Annotated in this window: 18 protein-coding genes and 3 pseudogenes; 13 read left to right on the plus strand and 8 right to left on the minus strand. The window is 54.4% G+C overall.

Annotation, left to right across the window (positions count from 1 at the left end):
- Positions 1 to 193 precede the first annotated feature (193 nt).
- Positions 194 to 433, plus strand: a complete 240-nt coding sequence (locus tag LDH74_RS23620) for a hypothetical protein (RefSeq protein ID WP_226042905.1) — start codon at positions 194 to 196, stop codon at positions 431 to 433.
- A 138-nt stretch (positions 434 to 571) separates the two neighbouring features.
- Here LDH74_RS23620 and LDH74_RS23625 read toward each other — a convergent pair whose 3' ends face one another.
- Entirely contained in the window at positions 572 to 1,048 is a 477-nt protein-coding gene (locus LDH74_RS23625; RefSeq protein WP_226042906.1) for a hypothetical protein, read from the minus strand.
- A 268-nt stretch (positions 1,049 to 1,316) separates the two neighbouring features.
- Between LDH74_RS23625 and LDH74_RS23630 the strand changes: the two genes are divergently transcribed.
- From LDH74_RS23630 to LDH74_RS23640, 3 genes are all read left to right on the plus strand, one after another.
- A complete protein-coding gene (locus LDH74_RS23630; RefSeq protein WP_226042907.1) occupies positions 1,317 to 3,074 on the plus strand; it encodes a transposase in 1,758 nt (585 codons plus the stop codon).
- Between the two features lie 373 nt (positions 3,075 to 3,447).
- Positions 3,448 to 3,963 carry a hypothetical protein gene (locus LDH74_RS23635; protein WP_226042908.1) on the plus strand — a complete coding sequence of 172 codons (516 nt, stop codon included), beginning with the start codon at positions 3,448 to 3,450 and terminating at the stop codon, positions 3,961 to 3,963.
- The gene (locus LDH74_RS23640; protein ID WP_226042909.1) at positions 3,960 to 5,069 is read left to right on the plus strand and encodes a tyrosine-type recombinase/integrase; all 1,110 of its coding nucleotides are present in this window, start codon (positions 3,960 to 3,962) and stop codon (positions 5,067 to 5,069) included. Before LDH74_RS23635 ends, LDH74_RS23640 begins: the two co-directional genes overlap by 4 nt.
- 1,352 nt (positions 5,070 to 6,421) lie before the next feature.
- On the opposite strand, the gene LDH74_RS23645 is transcribed toward LDH74_RS23640, so the two are convergent.
- Positions 6,422 to 6,874 carry a hypothetical protein gene (locus LDH74_RS23645; protein ID WP_226042910.1) on the minus strand — a complete coding sequence of 151 codons (453 nt, stop codon included), beginning with the start codon at positions 6,872 to 6,874 and terminating at the stop codon, positions 6,422 to 6,424.
- A gap of 2 nt (positions 6,875 to 6,876) precedes the next feature.
- On the opposite strand from LDH74_RS23645, the gene LDH74_RS23650 reads away from it, so the two are divergent.
- Positions 6,877 to 7,032, plus strand: coding sequence for a hypothetical protein (locus LDH74_RS23650; protein WP_226042911.1), 156 nt, complete (start codon positions 6,877 to 6,879; stop codon positions 7,030 to 7,032).
- 1,018 nt (positions 7,033 to 8,050) lie between these two features.
- Here the strand turns inward: LDH74_RS23650 and LDH74_RS23660 are convergent.
- The 3 genes from LDH74_RS23660 to LDH74_RS23665 all read right to left on the minus strand — a co-directional run bounded on the left by LDH74_RS23660 (position 8,051) and on the right by LDH74_RS23665 (position 9,857).
- Complete coding sequence (locus tag LDH74_RS23660) at positions 8,051 to 9,289, minus strand: transposase (protein ID WP_226042912.1); 1,239 nt, start codon at positions 9,287 to 9,289, stop codon at positions 8,051 to 8,053.
- Positions 9,289 to 9,411 carry a hypothetical protein gene (locus LDH74_RS26575; RefSeq protein ID WP_255681021.1) on the minus strand — a complete coding sequence of 41 codons (123 nt, stop codon included), beginning with the start codon at positions 9,409 to 9,411 and terminating at the stop codon, positions 9,289 to 9,291. The genes LDH74_RS23660 and LDH74_RS26575 overlap by 1 nt, the downstream gene beginning before the upstream one ends.
- A gap of 290 nt (positions 9,412 to 9,701) precedes the next feature.
- A complete protein-coding gene (locus tag LDH74_RS23665; protein ID WP_226042913.1) occupies positions 9,702 to 9,857 on the minus strand; it encodes a rubrerythrin-like domain-containing protein in 156 nt (51 codons plus the stop codon).
- A 738-nt stretch (positions 9,858 to 10,595) separates the two neighbouring features.
- Between LDH74_RS23665 and LDH74_RS23670 the strand changes: the two genes are divergently transcribed.
- Both LDH74_RS23670 and LDH74_RS23675 read left to right on the plus strand, forming a co-directional pair.
- Positions 10,596 to 10,856 carry a PLP-dependent transferase gene (locus LDH74_RS23670; RefSeq protein ID WP_226043162.1) on the plus strand — a complete coding sequence of 87 codons (261 nt, stop codon included), beginning with the start codon at positions 10,596 to 10,598 and terminating at the stop codon, positions 10,854 to 10,856.
- A gap of 217 nt (positions 10,857 to 11,073) precedes the next feature.
- A pseudogene (locus tag LDH74_RS23675) lies at positions 11,074 to 11,358 on the plus strand (PLP-dependent transferase); the annotation flags it as partial.
- A gap of 24 nt (positions 11,359 to 11,382) precedes the next feature.
- Here LDH74_RS23675 and LDH74_RS23680 read toward each other — a convergent pair.
- On the minus strand, positions 11,383 to 12,753 hold the full coding sequence (locus tag LDH74_RS23680; RefSeq protein WP_226042915.1) for an APC family permease: 1,371 nt from the start codon (positions 12,751 to 12,753) through the stop codon (positions 11,383 to 11,385).
- A gap of 330 nt (positions 12,754 to 13,083) precedes the next feature.
- Positions 13,084 to 13,371, minus strand: a complete 288-nt coding sequence (locus tag LDH74_RS23685) for a hypothetical protein (RefSeq protein WP_226042916.1) — start codon at positions 13,369 to 13,371, stop codon at positions 13,084 to 13,086.
- A gap of 588 nt (positions 13,372 to 13,959) precedes the next feature.
- Between LDH74_RS23685 and LDH74_RS23690 the strand changes: the two are divergent.
- The 5 genes and pseudogenes from LDH74_RS23690 to LDH74_RS23705 all read left to right on the plus strand — a co-directional run bounded on the left by LDH74_RS23690 (position 13,960) and on the right by LDH74_RS23705 (position 16,698).
- Positions 13,960 to 14,396 (plus strand): annotated as a pseudogene (locus LDH74_RS23690) (hypothetical protein).
- A 95-nt stretch (positions 14,397 to 14,491) separates the two neighbouring features.
- Positions 14,492 to 14,632 (plus strand): annotated as a pseudogene (locus tag LDH74_RS23695) (IS5/IS1182 family transposase); the annotation flags it as partial.
- 481 nt (positions 14,633 to 15,113) lie between these two features.
- Positions 15,114 to 15,647: a cation:proton antiporter gene (locus LDH74_RS23700; protein ID WP_345778580.1), complete on the plus strand. Its 534-nt coding sequence runs from the start codon at positions 15,114 to 15,116 to the stop codon at positions 15,645 to 15,647.
- Complete coding sequence (locus LDH74_RS26580; protein ID WP_345778575.1) at positions 15,625 to 15,837, plus strand: hypothetical protein; 213 nt, start codon at positions 15,625 to 15,627, stop codon at positions 15,835 to 15,837. Before LDH74_RS23700 ends, LDH74_RS26580 begins: the two co-directional genes overlap by 23 nt.
- A 228-nt stretch (positions 15,838 to 16,065) precedes the next feature.
- On the plus strand, positions 16,066 to 16,698 hold the full coding sequence (locus LDH74_RS23705; protein ID WP_226042917.1) for a hypothetical protein: 633 nt from the start codon (positions 16,066 to 16,068) through the stop codon (positions 16,696 to 16,698).
- A 242-nt stretch (positions 16,699 to 16,940) separates the two neighbouring features.
- On the opposite strand, the gene LDH74_RS23710 is transcribed toward LDH74_RS23705, so the two are convergent.
- Positions 16,941 to 17,228, minus strand: coding sequence for a hypothetical protein (locus LDH74_RS23710; RefSeq protein WP_226042918.1), 288 nt, complete (start codon positions 17,226 to 17,228; stop codon positions 16,941 to 16,943).
- 316 nt (positions 17,229 to 17,544) lie between these two features.
- On the opposite strand from LDH74_RS23710, the gene LDH74_RS23715 reads away from it, so the two are divergent.
- Positions 17,545 to 17,790 carry a ferredoxin gene (locus LDH74_RS23715; protein ID WP_226042919.1) on the plus strand — a complete coding sequence of 82 codons (246 nt, stop codon included), beginning with the start codon at positions 17,545 to 17,547 and terminating at the stop codon, positions 17,788 to 17,790.
- Positions 17,791 to 17,861: the final 71 nt, after the last annotated feature.

Below are 17,861 nucleotides of genomic sequence, written 5' to 3' on the forward strand. Positions count from 1 at the left end.
TCATCACTGACAGCTAATAGAAGAACAGCGGTCAGTCCGTCACCTATCGAACGGCTGTTCCAAGAGGGCAGTTATCGAGACAATAGGATTTCAACAGAGCCTCCTGATTCTGAATATGAGGCGATCGAATCGTTACGTAGATGTGCGTGTGTATCGCCGACAACCACTTATTTAGTTAACACATACTTGTTTTATGAATGACCCGCTCGATGGGGATGACGACGAACCCAGCGCCGATTCAACACATAATTTTATGAATGACTGTTTCGGGTCGGCCTTCTTCTATGCCGTCATGCTGGCCCTCCTCATGTTTTCTGCGGACCTCGCCACCAACGGAAACACTCTCTCCGCAGGTGCGTGGTGGACTGCGACACTCACAATGGGCGGGCTGCTGGTCTGGACGCTTCTGACCGGTGAGAGAACGAGTGCGTAATACATACGCTCTGCACTGAGAAATACGTCTATCATCTGTAGTGAACAGTAGTTTCACGATCATATTGTGTAAATAGGGTTGTTTCACTAGGAACTGTCGTAATTAACGATCTACAGTCGCCAACATGGTATCAGTCTTTCACTCTTTCTCATCATCGTCTTCAAATAGCTCCGGAGGAGCACTTCCTTTGAGAGATTCTTCTACATCGTGTTGTAATTCACCTGGATCATCCACCCAATCCCTGAACTCTTCTTTTTGTTTTCCGTATTCTTTCCGAATACCTCGCAGCCGTTCGTGAGTCTGCACAAGGCCTATAGCACGCATTTCCCGCTTAATCTGACTACCTAACGTAGTCAGCGTATGGACCCGACGAACCTTTCCATCCTGCAGAGTCTGAGCTGGTCGAATTAGCCCTAACCCGTAAGCTTCCGCTCGTCGATCGTTTAGAACTGCTCGGCTCACATCCAGTTCTTCATCTATCTCATCAAATCGGTATCCGGCGTTGTCGAGCAACGATATGAGTTCAACAGCTCCTGTTCGGGTGAAGAATTGGGATATTTCAGCGTAGTCTATTTCGTCAAACTGAGGGAGATCCTGCTCGATATCTCTGGGCATTATCTGGTATCAACGCCTACTGAGCTATCTTCTTTGAACTTCAGTTCATTCCATATCTAAATTCACAATGAACTCAAATTCACGCTACACTGCGATATATCTCGAATCCCAGTTCGCATGATCTCATTATATGGGTTCAATGAGATGGGTAATCCAGAAGTGATATCCAGAAGTAGAGTTCATAATGAACCTATTCACTATCAAGTGATGATCCCAATCTCAGTCACTCAATGTAGCAATCTCCATCAGCTTCGGTCTGGGTAGTCAGATGGCCAAAAACAACCGAGACACAAAGTTATCCCAGAAAGCGAGCGAAGTAATTGGAGAGGATACAACGTGGGTTGACCTAGCAGATCAGCTGGAAGTTGATTCTTATCGGTATCGGGATGGCTATCCAGAGTGGCATACATCGACGCCGTTCCGCCCCATGTTTCTATCCTACCTCTGGGCGACGGTTGAGAAGCAGTCACCTACGGGGATTCCAAATCGACTCAAGGAGCAATCTGAACTCGCTCGCGTTTTTGGATTCGATCCGAATGATCTTCCCTCTGAAAGTTCGTTCAAGCCGGTTCGACTCGAAGACCGGTTTGAGAATTTGGAACGGGTTGTGAAGAAAGAGGCAGACCAGATTCGTACTATTGCGGCTGAACGCGGTGCCCCGATCGGGTTTGACCTCGCATCCAATGAGGAGCAGACCGGCGATGACGAGGAGGCTACGCTCTCAGAACGGTCCATCGACCGTCTTCTCCGGAAGAAAGGAAAGCAAGTCCTTGACGAGATGAAGACGGTGGCAATTCCATCGATGCAGCTTCCTCGACCGGAGGATGCGATATACGACAAAGAAGAGCTACTTGTGTTGGAGGCCATCGCGGCGATCCGCCGTTCGGCAGCTAATGGTGCCGGAAAGGAACTAGGTGATCTCAAAAACCCTGAGCCAGAGATAGATGATCCGTTCTATGAGGATGGCCCGTCAGGTGAAACGCTGGTAGAGGCCATGAAGCAGATGACGGTCGATGAGATTTCAACAGTGATGAATTTTGCGTTACAAAAGACGTACACGCGAGCGAAACCCCGACTCCAAGAGTTTGAAAATGATAATGGATCGCGGTTCGGCGTGCGAGCGAAGATTGCGCTGGATATCACGTATGTCGGGTACTACGGCGATCGTGATGAGATGGTGTGGGTACAGGGCGCTCCTGCTGACAAAGAGTATGACTGGTGTCACAAATTCGCTACCGTCGTGATTGTCGGGAAAAACACACACTACGTCGTTGGTGTCTGTCCGCTCGGCAGTACTGAGTACGCTGACACGCATGCATACCCCGGGAAAGACAATTCATACTATATTGGTGATGTTGCTCGACGACTGCTTTCGATTGCTGAAGGGTACGTCGACATTCGAACGGTGTATGCCGACCGGGAGTTCCACTCAGCAGATGTAATTCACACACTTGAAGCCAAGAATTTGAAATATGTGATTCCATCGGTGAAAGACCAGCATCGGATCGGTCCCATGTGTGAGCAATACGATCAGGTGAAACGTGGATACGATGAACCGGGTGATACGCCGCTGTACGTCAAGGAGGACTTCCCGATTCATGGACCAGTGAAGGGGGAGGTCTCAAACACAAAGGTCTACACGACTGTTGTGATTCTCCCGCCGGATGAAGACGATGATGCAAACCCGAGAGGATCACCACAACCGTTCCTGACGAATCTCGATGTCAGCGATGAAATCGCGTTGGACCGCCGATTGGCGCGCAAGGAAATTGAGCAGTACAGTGACCGTGGGGCGATTGAGAATTCGTACTCATCGATTAAGCAAGCGGCAGCGTGGACGACATCGAAAGAGATCGAAGTGCGGTGGTTCCACTTTGCGTTTGGGTGTGTGATCTATAATATGTGGCTCTTGGTGGACTTCCTCACCCAGGATCGTATCGGTGTAATTGAGACGCGGAAGAAACCGCGGATCTCGTTGTCACGATTTCTCAACTGGCTCGATAAGGAGCTGGTCACACTCATTTAATTTTCATCCCGAGGGAGCGTCTCCTGAGACCCATCTGTAGCCAGCAGTGCCGATTTTCGACCTGATTGTGTCGGTTTGCAGTACTATCAGATATTTAGCGGGTTGAATGAGTGGTTTTTACCTGTAGAATGCTGCTTTCGGCGGTGATTCCCGTTTTCTTGTGAACGTTTTGTCCGGCATTCGCAACTCCACGGATGGTGTTTTGTATATTGCCATACGATTTATGACAGTCTCAAAACACCCCAATTCTCCAGATATCAGTACACTCACAGTCTGTAACCACAATCGAAGCAACACCAACAGTACACAGCACATTAGACCAATAATGTACAGTACTATTTTGAGAGTCCGCGCTCTCTACTAAGCCGAGTCGATGGCAAAGAACAATTCTGGGGGTTCAGACGGGGAAGACGCCACCAAACCCTCCCGACGACAACTGCTGCTATCCGCAGCGGTAGGGGTTCCGGCGACTGGCGGGTTTCTTGGATTCCTGTACCACAAGCACCGCACTGACGAGTACGACCCGACAAATTTCTACGTCCAGGTCACGGACGGGAAAGAATATCTGAACAGCATCGATCTGGTCGGGCACGGATTCCCGACTACTGGCGAGATCAAACTCAAGTTGACGGTTCGGGATTCCTTCGAGACAGATACGGTGTATCTGGAGATCCACCACGACGACCACGACCCGTTCGTGGACGTTGCCAGAGATCTCCCCGCAACTAGTGAGAGAGGATACCCGCTGCAACCGAAGTTAGTCGCTGGAGAGTACACCGTTCAGTATTACGACCACAATATCGAAGAGACGGCTCGGGCCGAAGAGGAAGGCAGCGAAGCTCCTGGGCCGGTCGGTGAATCGGCGTTCACGATCACGCACAATCCATGACCTCAAACCGAAACTCCGGGGGTTCACCCGCCCAAATCCCCCTCAAAGCCGCGAAAGACGAGTTCCTACGAGAACAGAAGGGAAACTACAGTAGCAACCTCAAATACAACCTCGAGAAATGGCTCGACGACTGGATTGACAAGCGCGACGAGGAGACGCTGGCCGATGTGACGCCGTTGACGATGCGCCACTACGCGAACTACCTCGAGCGACGGTCGCGGGGCGACACCGGCATCGCGGAGTCCTCTGCTCGCACGTATTATAACTACGTCTCGGCGTTTCTCTCGTGGGCCGTGAAAGTCGAGAAACTACCAGAGAACCCGGCGGAGAAAGAGCGAGCGAAAGACCCACTTCCGACCGGTACAACGAGCAGTAGCGAACAACAGTTCTGGGAACCCGAACAACGCCGAACGATCACCGACTTCGTCGATGAACGCGCTCGAGCGGCGATCGACAAAGAGGGTACCGGCGCTTTCGAGGAAGTCCGCGACCGGGCACTGGTCTACGTACTCGCCTACACGGGCGTTCGTGGTGCGGAGGTACTGGCCGATCGGCGCGTCGACCGGCGCAACGGGCTTCGGTGGTCGGACGTCTACCTCGAGAACGGTATGATCGAAGCCTTCGGAAAGAGCCAGGACCGAGAGGAAGTCGGACTCACCGGTCAGACACTCGAACCGCTGCGACGGCTGCGAACGCTCGTCGATCCGCCCGCCGAATCGTGGCCGGTCTTTCCCTCCCGGCACCCGCCGTCATTGTACAAGCGAATCGCCGACGCGGGACACGAGAAACCCGACGGCGACCCCTGGGAATACGTCCTCGAGACCGGCATCGAACCGCCGTCGATGAGTACCTCCGGCACTCGCACGCTGTTGAAGCGACTCTCGAAAGAGGCGGAGGTGCCGGGGTTGGATCTCGAGGAGAACGAGTATCTGACCCTCCACGGGGCGCGTCGTGGTGTCGGCGAGACGCTGTATAAGGAACACGGCGCACAGCGAGCACAGCGGACGCTCCGGCACGCCGATCCGAAAACGACGAGTGAAATGTACTCGCACATCGAAGCGAGCGAGCTGGGCGAAGACAATACGGCGGTGTTCAACGACGAATGACTCGAGGTGCACCTAAGGAGGTCAAGCGAAGGATCCTCCGCGGCTTCGTTCTACTAGTTTTTCTCGTGCTCAGTGCCATTGTGACAGGGATTTTAGGAGGCAAGCTCGTGATGCTCTTGATCGTGTTTACGTTTCTAATGGGTTCGTTCCTGTTAGCCAGACGTGCTTTGGGCCGCTGAGTATCACACAGCATTGATCCCCTGCAACGGACGGCCCAATAGCTATCTGTGGCACTATCTCACATTCACACGATCTGCCCTACTGGTACTCGCGTCCCACTCGAGAACATCTAGGGACAGATCACACAGCGAACCGACACGGCACACGTCTCTCATAGCGAGTGCCTGCACTGAACCACTGAGAATCCAGGCCCTTGGGACCGCAACATCCCCGGCTGTGGCGAGTACAAGCGCGAATTTCCCCCGCGCTTGTACGCTCGGCCGCGGCCGTGAGAAGCACGTCATGAGTCTATAACGGCCGCGGCGACGAGGTTCTCTGTGGTGGCAAGGCGGCCGTGGGCGTAGTAGGTGAGTGTTCCGACAGCGACGGCACGTAGAAGGCGGTTTCGAGGGATTCGTGTCTGCTACTGGGTGCAGTTGTTACGGCCGTTGAAACAGGCGTGATACTCTCTCCGAAGTTCGACCTCGCTTATATGATCTGCGTCCTCTCAATGGCTATGGCAACGGCAACACAGAAAGCGGCCGACATCTGCGAGAACTGCGGAAAGGCGGTCGCGGTATTCCACTCCGAGGATGGGGCTGTCGTGCCGATTGGATCGCGGGGTGGGTGTGCCTGTGGAAGTTCGAAGTTTCGACTGTTGTAGGCCTCGTTCCACCGTCTACTGACAGTCTACTCCACGTATGTGATCCCGTGCGGTGGTGGGTCGTCTGGTGGATCCTCGTCGACTCGTTCAAGTGGTGAAAAGCGAATCTCGCCGTCGACGAAATCGAGAATCTCACCTTGAGCATGAACCCGGCCAGCATCGGCGAACAACACGGACTGCCCGGGTTCGGTCTGTCGTGGTGTTCCCGGACCTCCCAGAAGCAGTAGTCGTGATGGGTGGGAATCTCGTCCTCGAGTTTGTGGGCGACCGTTTCGGGAGTCGGTGAGATGAGTGCGTCCCTCATCCTGCCCCTCTATTGTCAGAATGTCGACTGTGGTATATGTTGGATAGCGTTGCGATAATTATCATTGACTTGAGTCCGACAGCGAGAGTGCCGATTGCGACGAAGACGGTATTACTCGACATGTCCCCGAAGAGATCCCACGCCACTGCTGCCGTGAACGCTGAGGGAATACGCAGAGGAAGTCGAGTTGGGACGAGTCCGTGTATGTGGTTGGATCAAACTCGTTCATACCGATTGAGGGAGTTTGCCCATCGTGGTCGGACAGTCGCCGTGGGTTTGCTCGATATAATCGTCATCAGCGTTTCTCGAATCGAGTTTCGTGACGGCGTAACCGTTGTATGGATCCGTCGGTGGGAGTGCCGTCAGTGCCACTGTCGGCCGATGGTCCTGACTGACAAGTGTGTTGCCCTCGAGTAGCTGGTAGGTACGGACGAAAAACCGGGCGTCAGCTTCGGAGTAGGCGGCTACGCGGAAGTACGCCGCGTGATAGTCTTCGTGCATCCCGACATCAATTGACGCAGCGAAGTAGACCGTTGCCACCTCATTGAGCGTCTCGTCGTGGAGCATGTCGGGAAACTCGAAGCAGTCCGAACAAATGTCGTTCCGGGCGAGGTAGTTATCGCGAGTTTCGAACGTCTCGGTACAGTCGGTGCAGGTGTGCTCTGTTCTGATTGGCATTGGTGGTCGAGGCGCGGGACTTCTACGTCTGCGGCGTCCCGGGAATGGTCGTCGAGACGAAAGACGAACTCCGCGACATCGGCGCACCCGAGGACCGGATCCACAGCGAAGGGTGGGAAGACGACGCGGTCACCGATGAGTCGTCGGTCTCGAAGTGAGCGTTCGAATCATCCCTGTAGTACTCGTCTAGATACTTGCCTAAAAACGGACCGAGAAAACGACAGTACCGAGTGTGAACTGCCGGGTGAAGATGTTCGGACAAATGCTTTCTTCGCCGTACGTGCTCGGAGAGAGTATGCTATCGGTATCGGGCACAATACGCTATCTTCCGTACGGACTCTGTATCCTCGGTATCGTTATCGGTTTCGCGATTCACGGAGCGGAGGGCGGTGTGTTATGGTCCTTCGTCGGGTACTTCCTCGGAAAGGCAATCCAGAGTACGTTCTGGACGGTCGGGAGGAGTTCACCCTCGTAATCGCTTTACCTGCCGCTGGCCGTCGGCCGACGAAGTGGTCCGAATTCAACTGCGGAGAATCCCGGTCACCGCTTAGCATCACTACACATTCGCTTGCACGATGAAAGCATGATTCGGAACGACACGAGCTCACTCACTCGAATGTCGAGCGTAACGGTGACCGCTTGAGCCGAGAATCACGTCGCCTCACTACACCTGTTATCCCTGAAACGGTACCACGCCCATGTCACGATTTCACTCTCGGTCACTCGACGAGATCGTTCGACGAACTCCTAACGGACTTGAGTAATACGGAATCGCACTCCTCAGCGACGTCCGAAGTTTTCCTTGCTCGCGGACTAATCCACAGTTTAACCGCGACCGATTGGTGGAACGGCTTCCGGAACGCGATATTTCGCACGAATACCTCGCTGACCTAGGCAGGTACAGGGACACCGAGACAGTCAAATCCCCGAACGCAGCGTGGAACAACGATTCGTTCCGCACCACTAACTATGAGCTCACGGACGAGTTCCAAGCCGGATTGGACGAATTGATTGCGCTCGAAACGGACCGCAGGGTCAATTGTACGATCTCCACGCCAATGCCTATCTGACGAAGCTGGCCGATCTAGGCGAGTTTATCGATACAATCCAGACGCTTGAGCGGTTCTGTCTCTCTCGTCCGATCCCGAAATGTAACAGTCAGTGAACTCCCCCACCCTACCGCTTGCCTGACGGCTCGCGCTTGAGGGTGGGGCTTCCTGCTTCAACGACGCGCTTTGCAGGAACCGAAGTGGTTCCCGTAGGGAGCGCAGTCTCCACAGGCGTTGATTCGGAGCATCCCGCTCCTAACTGCTTGATACCGCGAGAAAGAATGTTCCACGCTGCGTTCCAGTCCCTGTCAGCGGTGAAGCCACAGGAGGGACAGGAGTGTTCGCGGACCCACAACGGTTTGTCGGTCGAGACACCGCACGCTGCACACTCTTTGGTCGTTCCGGCCGGATCGACAGCCACGAAGTGCGTGCCTTCGCGTTCGCACTTGTACTCGAGCATTCGAAGGAACGTTCCCCACGCTGCTCCGGCGCGGTTCCGAGAGTTGCCGTCGAGTTCGACAAGACCTTTCGCGTCAAGGTCTTCGACCGCGACGAGATCGTACTCTCGAGCGTAGTAGTTCGAGAGTTTGTGAAGGAAGTCGCGGCGCTTGTTCTTCAGGTCGGCGTGACACCCGGCCACTCGACGGCGTTGCTTCTCGTAGTTGTTCGACCCGTGTTGCTTCCGCGAGAGCTTCCGTTGCTCTCGCTCGACCCGTTCGCACTCGTCCGAGAGGTCAGCCGATTCGATCGCGTGGCCGTCGGTGTCGTGGGCGTACTTCAGGATGCCCACGTCGATACCGACGACGTTCTTCGGCCGGTCGGGCTTTTGCGGTGGCTCTCGGTCGACTTCGACACCGAACGTGGCGAGCCACTCGCCCGTCGGTTCCTTCTTGAGTGTGACCTGCTTGAGTGCGGCGTCGTCGGGGATCTCCCGGTGGACTCGGATCGGAATGTCCGCGAGTTTCGAGAGTGATAGCACAGTCTGACCGCCCTTCTTGTCAAACTTGAAGCCAGACTGATTGTATGTGAAACTGCGGAACTCGCGCGGCGGCTTCCACTTGAGTTGGCCGACGCCGTAGCCGTTCTGCTTGAGCGCAGAAAGACTACTGAGGTTGTCGAACAGCCGTTCGACGACGGTCTGGAGAACCTTTGAGTACACGTCCGAGAGACCATCCCACCACTGCTTGAGATCGGGAAGCTCCGACCGAAGCGTGGTCATGGACGGCAGTTCACCGTGGTTCTCTCGGTATTTGTTGAGGCGGTAGCGGGTGTGATTGTACAGTTGCCTACAGATATCACGGTGGCGGTCCAACTCCTCGCGTTGGGCATCGGACGGCTCGAGGCGATACTTGTAGGCGTAGTACATCAGTTCTCACGTTCCTCGATGAGTTCGTCGAGTTTCTCTTGGACGAACGACGAGAGGTTGAGGTGCTGCTCCTCGATCCACTCGTCTTGGTCCTCCCGAATGGTGATAGTCTTCCGTTTCACCGTATGCACGCAATGCACGCTATATGTAAAACATTACCGATTACGTGGGCCTGTGAGCCTGCTGTAGAACAGTCCAAGAAACACGAGCGGCGCTGTATCCCCTCCCTGCTCGCGCCTTCGGCGCTCGCTGAGGAAGGGGGCTTAGCGCCTCAATTCAGCTAAACAACACGTCTGCATGCCCCGTACCATTGGAAAGCCTCTGGCCTGCTACGAGAGGCGCGAATCGTAATTATTCTACCAAAAGGATGGCCACTTTGTACCACCCTTCTCAAATAGCATCGATAGTCCAGTTACTCGAGGGATTTTGCCCGGTTCTGGAACTCACCGCCACAGTTAGGACATTCTCCGGGGTGGGTTTCGGCTGTAACGAGATTCCCACATTGCAGGCACTCGAACTTGGAGGGTATTTCCGCCGTATCGCCTTCGACATCCTGGTCGTGAGGCATACTTCCATCTTGTTATGCCAGCCACAAAAGCTCACTGTAGAACACCCCGTTCTATATCGGGTGATGAAACCTTCAGCTTGAGGGTGTTTCCTGCCATTTGGGAACCATCCTCAGTCTCAATCAGCAAACAATACATTTGGTTAGATGATGAGAGTCATTGAGTTCCTCAATGGAGAGTCACTAACTGGCAGACAAGAGCCACCATTTTCTTCCTACGGCTTGGCTTGGTGCTAGTGGCGGGCTTTGTACTGGTTCTCAATATCACACAGATTCTACATTCCAATGACGGAATATTCTGGCGGTCAGAGGAGAAAAACCTGCTCGATTAAGCGTGAATGCATAGAAAATGTGCGAAATACCGGCCATACTGCGGAATTTCAATCTCGATGCTACTGACAAGATTGTCAGATCTCACTTACATGGCGAGTACCTCGACCATCCGACCCGCGGACCGTATGTTAAGTCACGGGATCTCTACAGAGGTGTCAAACCCGATATTGATGAACGGTTCACGCTCGAGTTGTTCGGGATGTTCTGCGAAAGTCGCCCATATTTGGAAAAGTGGTCCCGAGGGTATAGTGGATCGTATCGCTACCACATCATTGAGGAGGAATTATAGACCTAGACTGTACAGTATTATAGCCAACTTGACCACGTACTCTCAGACCTCATTCCCAGGGATATTTGCCTACTCCAGCCTCACCATTACATGAAGGCTGCTCCAATACTCACTGATATATTCGCAACTGCTCTTGCTCCAGATCCGAATGGGCCGCGATGGCAGCGACCTGCCTGTCAGTCGTCGAGGCCCGTGACCACGTCGTCGCTTTCGATGGGATCTATGGTGGAACGCGGTTGCTCTTCGAGGATCTCCTCGTCGATTCACTCGACGTCACCGTCGAGTACGTGGACGCAACAGAGACCGCAACCGTCGAAGCGGCGGTCACTGACGAGACGTCTCTGATCTATATGGAATCGCCGACGAATCCGTTACTGTAACTCTACGACCTCACTGCTGTGGGCGAGATTACAGCGACCGTCGACGCGACGTACGTCGTCGATACACGTTCGTGACGCCGTACTTCCAACGCCCGTTTGAACACGAGATCGTCACGCGTCGAACGCTGCCAAAATTGCGCAGTAGCCCGACGATCATTCTGCGACGGCACAGGTCAACTATTCCGGGTTGGAGCACCATCCCTAACACGACCTCGCTCGCGAGCAGATGGACCGATTCGGCGGGATTGTCTCGTTCAAGTTAGACGCGAGGGGTACCGAGACGCGGGCCGTCCTCAAGGAACTGGAGACGCTCACGCTTGCCGTGAGTCTCGGCGGAACCGAATCGGTCGTTGACCATCCGGCGACGATGTCCGCCCCGTATCTTTCCGATGCAGAGCGAGAAGTGGCCGGGATTCCTGATTCACTCGTCTGTATTCCTGTCGGTATCGAGTACGTTGACGACCTCATTGTCGATCTCGAGCGAACACTCGCCTATCTCTGATGCGGCGCGCTCTCTGAGTCACGGTCAATCGGCAGTCGTTTCGGAATCGCGGGTGACGTACGGGATCTCCTCCTCGATGACGTCACGCTCGAAGTAGAGCAACTCCACGGCGAATATCGCGAGGGCGAGGAGAAGGACGGCGTAGAACGTCCCGCGTTCGGCGGTGTAGAGGTGATAGAACATGAGGACGAACGAGAGTCCGCCGCCGATCACGCCGACAGCCGGCCACGTCGCAGTTATCCGCTCGGCATCGCGCTGGGTGAAGGCAAGTGCGCTCATCGTGCCGAAGACTACGATGAACGAAAGTGACGCGAACGCGGTGATCGCAGAGAGGCTCCCGTAGGCGGTGAACGCCGCCGTCACGACCCCAAGAATCAGTAGGGTACGTTCGGGCACTCCACTCTCGCTCGAGTCGCCCGTCCGGTCGGGTAGCAGATCGTCGGACAACATTCCCTTGGCGAAGTAGCCCGTCGAGAACAACGTCGCGTTGATCGCGCTCCCTGTCGAGAATAGCGCCGACAACGAGATAACGATCGCTGCAGCGCTCGCAAGCCCGGCTGCGCCGCCGATTGCCGAGGCAGCCTCAACCAGCGCAGTGTGGGGACTGTTTCGAACGGCTTGTGGTGCGAGATTGTACGTCACCACCGCCACGAGCATGTAAATCGACACCGCCACCGGGACCGAGACGTAGATTGCCTTCGGGATCGTCTCAAGCGGGTCGGTGATGCTCTCCTGATCGTAGAACAGTAACTGCCATCCCTGGAAGGCGACGAACGAGACGGCGGCCGCCATGACGGGATCAAACGACGCGAGTTCGGACGTGCCGACCGCGATCGGCTCGGACGAGACCGAGAGGGCGTAGGCGATCCCCGCGAGGCCGAAGACGACGAGAACGAGGACCTTCGCTGAGGTGAGGACGTTCTCCGCCGACCCGGTCGCTTGGGCGCCGAGCAGGTTCAGGCCCACAAACCCGGCGACCACGAGGACGGAGATGATCGGTCGCAGCGGAAATCCGCCGACCGACGGAGGAACTCCGGGAAGCGAGATGGAGAACTCCGCGAACGCGAAAGCGTACATCGCCATTGATCCGACGTATCCGAACAGCAGCGTCCAGCCGATCATTCCAGCGAGCGTCGAGTTACCGGTGAACGACTGGACGAACGTCACCGAGCCGCCGGCGTTGTTGGCAGCGTCGTCGCCGACGGCCAGTTCGTTCAACTTGATGTAGGAGTACGCCGAACAAATTGCGAAGACTCCGGCCAGCAGGAACGCGAACCACGTTGCGGCCCGCGTGATCTGGGTCACGACGCCGAGGACGGCGTAGATCCCGCCCCCGATCATGCCGCCGAGCGCCATCGAGACGGCTTCCGTGAGGCCGAAGTTTTCCTCGCCCATGTTCGGCCGTTTTCGATCTGGTTCCGTTTATCTATGGGATGAAATCGCAACCGACGGTGCTATTCGTTCGGCGATCCCCGGAACGGACTTGAGCGAGACGACCGACACCGGTCGTTAAACGGAGTGTAGCAGTCTGAGCCATCCAGTTCACGACTTATCAGTGACCGCGTCGTCCTCCCACCCTTCGCTGTAGATCTACTCCTCGGGTACGCCGAGGTCGCGGAGTTCGTCTTCCGTCTCGACGACCATTCCCGGGATGCCGCAGACGTAGAAGTCCCGTACCTCGAAGAGAAACTCAGGGTACTCCTGAACGTAGCCGGTTCGGCCGAATCAGTCCCACTCGGGGTCAAACAGCGTGAAGGTCACCTCGACGTTGTCGTGCATGGCTGCCAGTTTCTCGAGCGTGCTTCCGATGGAAGATTGAGTCGGTTGTCCGCTCGCCGAAGACAAGATGGCGTCACCACTTCCGAACCCTGCATACTGCCTGAAAATTGCAAGCAGTGGCGTGAGACCGGTGCCACTCGCGACCAGGACGATATCGCAGTCTGGATCCTTGAGGGAGATGCCTTCCTCGTATTCGCCGATTTCGATCTCGTCGCCCGGCGAGCGGGTGTGCATGTACGAGGATGCGAGGCCGTCGTCGTACCACTTGATTGCCAGTGCGAACTCGTCGGTGCCGGGAAGAGTCGTTGGGCTGTAGGGCGGACAACCTCCTTGACATCGGCCTCGAACCGGACTGTAGTGTGTTATCCGGGATCGAATTCGAGTTCGGTGCCAGGGGCTCGGAGACGGAATCCCTTGACCCGCGGCGCGAGTCGATACATGTGGACAATCGTTGCGATCTGCGTCATCGGATCGGGAGTTAGACTGGTGGGACGGAAAACGGTCAGTGACACATTCAACGACAGTTACGGTTGAGAGAAGGTCGGACCGCGGCCGGAAGACCATAATGGGCGACCAGCGGCCGTTCAGTCGCTTGTCGACAGTTTGCAGACCCCGAGCACCTGATTGATTCTGCTCCCGAAGATCTGATGGCTGAAGCTCTGGGTAGCATCCTACCCCGTGATGATCTGATAATACCTTTCAATGAACGTACAAATCGATCCTTGGTATCTGTCTGTGTCTGAGCTTCAACGTCTGTACACTAATAAGATAACTTTCAACAGCGGAGTCAGTCTTTTTGTCAACTGAAGTCGTATCACGACTATGCTTCGCAAACTATTGATCGCGTTCGGCCTGTTCGAGATCGCAAAACCGAAACCGATCATCGACATGTGCGAATGGATCGGCCTCGAGAATTCCGATGAGGCACAATTGCGTCCATGGGCGCTCTGGGGAGCTCGTCTCGAGGGAATGAATTCGTCTGGCTGCTCGTCCGCGGCCGGGGTGAGAGCGGCTCAACAATTGTCAGTGGATTACTCGCCGTCGCTGGGATTCTGCTTGCACTCGTGCCACGTCCAATTATCCAGCTTAGCCAAGAATTTGTCTACGAGAACACTGAAGATCTCGAAATGAAGCCGTGGATCAAACCAGCAGCGCGGTTGTTGGGCGGGTTATATCTAACTGTCGTCGTTCTCTCGTGGCGGGCAGACGCATCTGAAGCTGAGCCAAAAGCCAATCAAGAAACCCATAGTAGAAGTTAAATATTGTAGAGAACGAGTCGCTCTGGTGAACGAACTGACCTCTGAGTCTGTCTAAATAGTATGCCCTTCCTTTTACGCGCTTCACAGATCACCTTATAACTCTGATTCAATGCGCTATCTCTGGAGATCCTACACCAGCGGCCAAGAAGGGATACGGCGGCTACGCTGACTGGGTAATTGTAGCGATCAACGGTCTCCGCGAATATCTCGATCTGCCAGACCGGCGACTCCTCGATATGCCTCACGATCCTGAGACGTACAGGCTATTGATACGATTAGCCTTGACCGCCATTTGGCTAGGCGTCACTATACAAATCGGACAAGCTTGATATAACGCACGGAGCTCGCCATGACGATGACATCAATCACTGGCAGTCAGTGTTGAAGCTCTCTTCTTTGCGCTCAAACAACGGACCGGTGATCCGTACCGGGCTCGAACATGGTTCGGGCAATTCCGAAACCCGCTCTAAAAATAGTGGTGAGTAACATCGAACTTTCTCACTCTAAATTCAAATACAGAATTTAATAGTATGGATTATATATGGTTGATTCACCGGTTGGTAGAAGGTTTGTGCAAAATAAAAAGAGAATACAAAGGCGTGCTCACCCATTTCAAAATCACATGGTCGAAGCCACCGGCATCGACATTATCAATCTGCTGCTCGTGTTGTCCCTCGCCTGGGTGTTCTCGTCGTATTCGCGGGCGTCACCGGATTCATCGGGAGCGGCGAGGTCACCCCCTGGAGCATCGGCACCGTGATGCTCTGCGCGCTCGCGTTCTTCGCGGTTGCGCTCGTCATCGGCGACCGCGTGCTCCCAGTCGTTTGGGAACGGCTCGAAGGATTGATGCGCCGGTACGGATTCATCGACAAAACCTCCGCGTTCAGTGTCGCACTCATCGTAGCATTAATATTCGCGTATCTGGCAGCTCTAGCGGACCTCCACATGATTATCGGCGGCTTCGTCGTCGGGATGTTCCTTCGGCAGGCACGGCTCGACAAGGAGATATACGAGCATATGCACACGGTCATGTACGACCTCGCGATGGGCGTGTTCGCGCCGATTTTCTTCGTCACTGTTGGCTTCGAACTCACGCTGGGCGTGTTCACGAAAGAACTCGGTCTCTTGTTGCTCGTCCTGGTCCTCGCATTCTTCGGGAAGATCGTCTTGGGCGTTCGCGCTCCCGACGAAACTGACGAGCAAAGAGGTACTGGTCATCGTCCTCGGAATGAACGGCCGAGGGACGGTTGAAATCATCATCGTCTCGATCAGGCTTTCGATGGGAATCATCTCCCAACAGCTCTTCTCGATTCTCGTGTTCATGGCAATCTTCACGACGGCACTCGTCCCCGTGACTGTGAAACTTGGTGTCGACTGGCTCGAGCGGGCCGGCGAACTCGTGTATATGGCTGACGATCAGAGCGTTGAGCCCGAAGTGTAGACCAGTACCCGAGTACATAATTTCTGTGAGACTAGAACATTTCGTTTGAAGCACCGGAGAGTATCTGTGGACTTCGCCACTAGACTAAATAGAGTAATATGCCTATAACCAGAATCCTGTTTCAGGGATACTATCGTTATGAGATGGCAAATTAAGGAAATCGAATGGGAAGCTGTCGCGGGTATCTTAGCAGCGGTTCTCGCACTGGTACTCCATTTCTTGCACATCGTGGACGAAGCCGTGCTTCTTCAGATCACGCTCGTTCTCATGGCGTTCTTGTTTATCAGTCATCTCAGGCGTGAATCGGAAACGGAGAATCTCTCTGAGTCCCTCGCCCACACCGAACGCACTGTCGAAGACATCCGCGCCGGTATGGATGCCTCCGATCTCGAACTCATCGGCCCAGGAGAGCTCAGATCTCGGAGTACGCAGTTCGGTCAGGGTGCCCGTGGAGAAATGATCTGGTTCAACGTCTGTCTCCTCATGTTCGTTCCCCAGAATTTATTCGATGCGTTGCTTCGTCCACCGATCGAGAATCCAAATGTGTCCTCGATTCAGTTCGTCCTCGACGAGAGTGAGCGGAAGCGCTGGAATACTCAGGTCAAACCCAAAGTAAAGGAGTGTCGGGGTGCTGAGACGGTACAGGAACCCGTTTGGCGCGAACTCGATGAGAACGTCTCGTTCATTCTTCGCGGGACGAAAAACGAGCAGACTGACGCACTCTTGAGTTTCTGGGGAGAACCCTTTATGGCACGAACAACGAGGGACGTTCCCCGCTATATCATCCACGTAACAGAAGATTCCGAATTGATCCCGCAATTGCGGGACATCGAACGCGAACACCGACTTCAGCAAACGTGAAAAGAGGAATCTCATCAATACACGATTCATACGGGAGTATCCGTCTACCGACTGATCTTTAGTTTTCAAAAGGGTCAGGTGTGCGTAATCGAGTATAGAACGTGTATGCGCCGCGGAGATGATTAACCCAAGACGTCAATAGAGATAGTCGTTCGGAATCCACCCAATTCAGGAATGGCGAAGCATTTTTTCGTCTCTGCCAGCAAATCTATATCCACTCGGCCTCCATTGTCTGGGGTCAATTACTCGTCGTCAACCAGTTTCGTCCGGACATAGTACGGTCCTTCCCAGTCTTGGACCCAGTTGGGGGCTGCAGGATGAGACCGCAGCTGATTTGCTTCATACGATTCGTCAGGAAAAACGGTTCCCTCCTCGTCAGTCCCGTCCTCCCACGGCACTACGAACGTCACTGGGTCTCGATCTTCGGCAGGATTCAATTGTTTATCTGCCCCGTCATTTAGATGGTACGGTCCATCGACCCATTTCTGTGGATTGAACGTGACCGCTATCTCTGGATTTTTGTCTGTCATGCTTGTTGATATTCTGTCAATCTACTGTATTCGATGGACGCTTAAAAAGAGCAGGACAAATCTCACGCTATTAGATACAGAGGATCTGGATCCTTCTAACAGATAGTGACTATCCCTGAGGGAGGAGATTCCAACTCCGAACGTGTCGAATTACCAATATTCCATCAGAGCCAGATTCAGTACTACAACAACCTAGGAGCAAACTACTACGGTGATCCGGAAGCAACTACCAAGAAGACCACAGTCAATATCCCCGGTGAACAGAGCGAGTCGCTGGAACAGACGATTCAAAGCACAACATACCAATATCCACACAATGGAAGTCGAATTCGACCGCGATACCTGCACAGGAATCTTCAACTGCGTTCACGAGTGGGAGAAGTTCGTCGAAGATCGCGATGCGGGGAAAGCAACGCTTGTCGGAAGTGATGAGTTCGAGACTGATCACTACAGACGAGGCGTTCCCAAGGGAGAGGAGTTCGATGCGAAAATGGCCGCTCGTGTTTGTCCGGTAGACGCAATCACGATCTACGACGAGGAGGGGAAACAATTGGTTCCATAGTTTGTTCTGGGCTGTCGTTTCAGGTAGTGTGAGTGAAAGATTTGACCACTACGCTGTGTAGTAGCCCCGCA

Origin of the sequence: Natrinema sp. DC36 (genome assembly GCF_020405225.1) — an archaeon.
Taxonomy (GTDB): Archaea; Halobacteriota; Halobacteria; order Halobacteriales; family Natrialbaceae; genus Natrinema.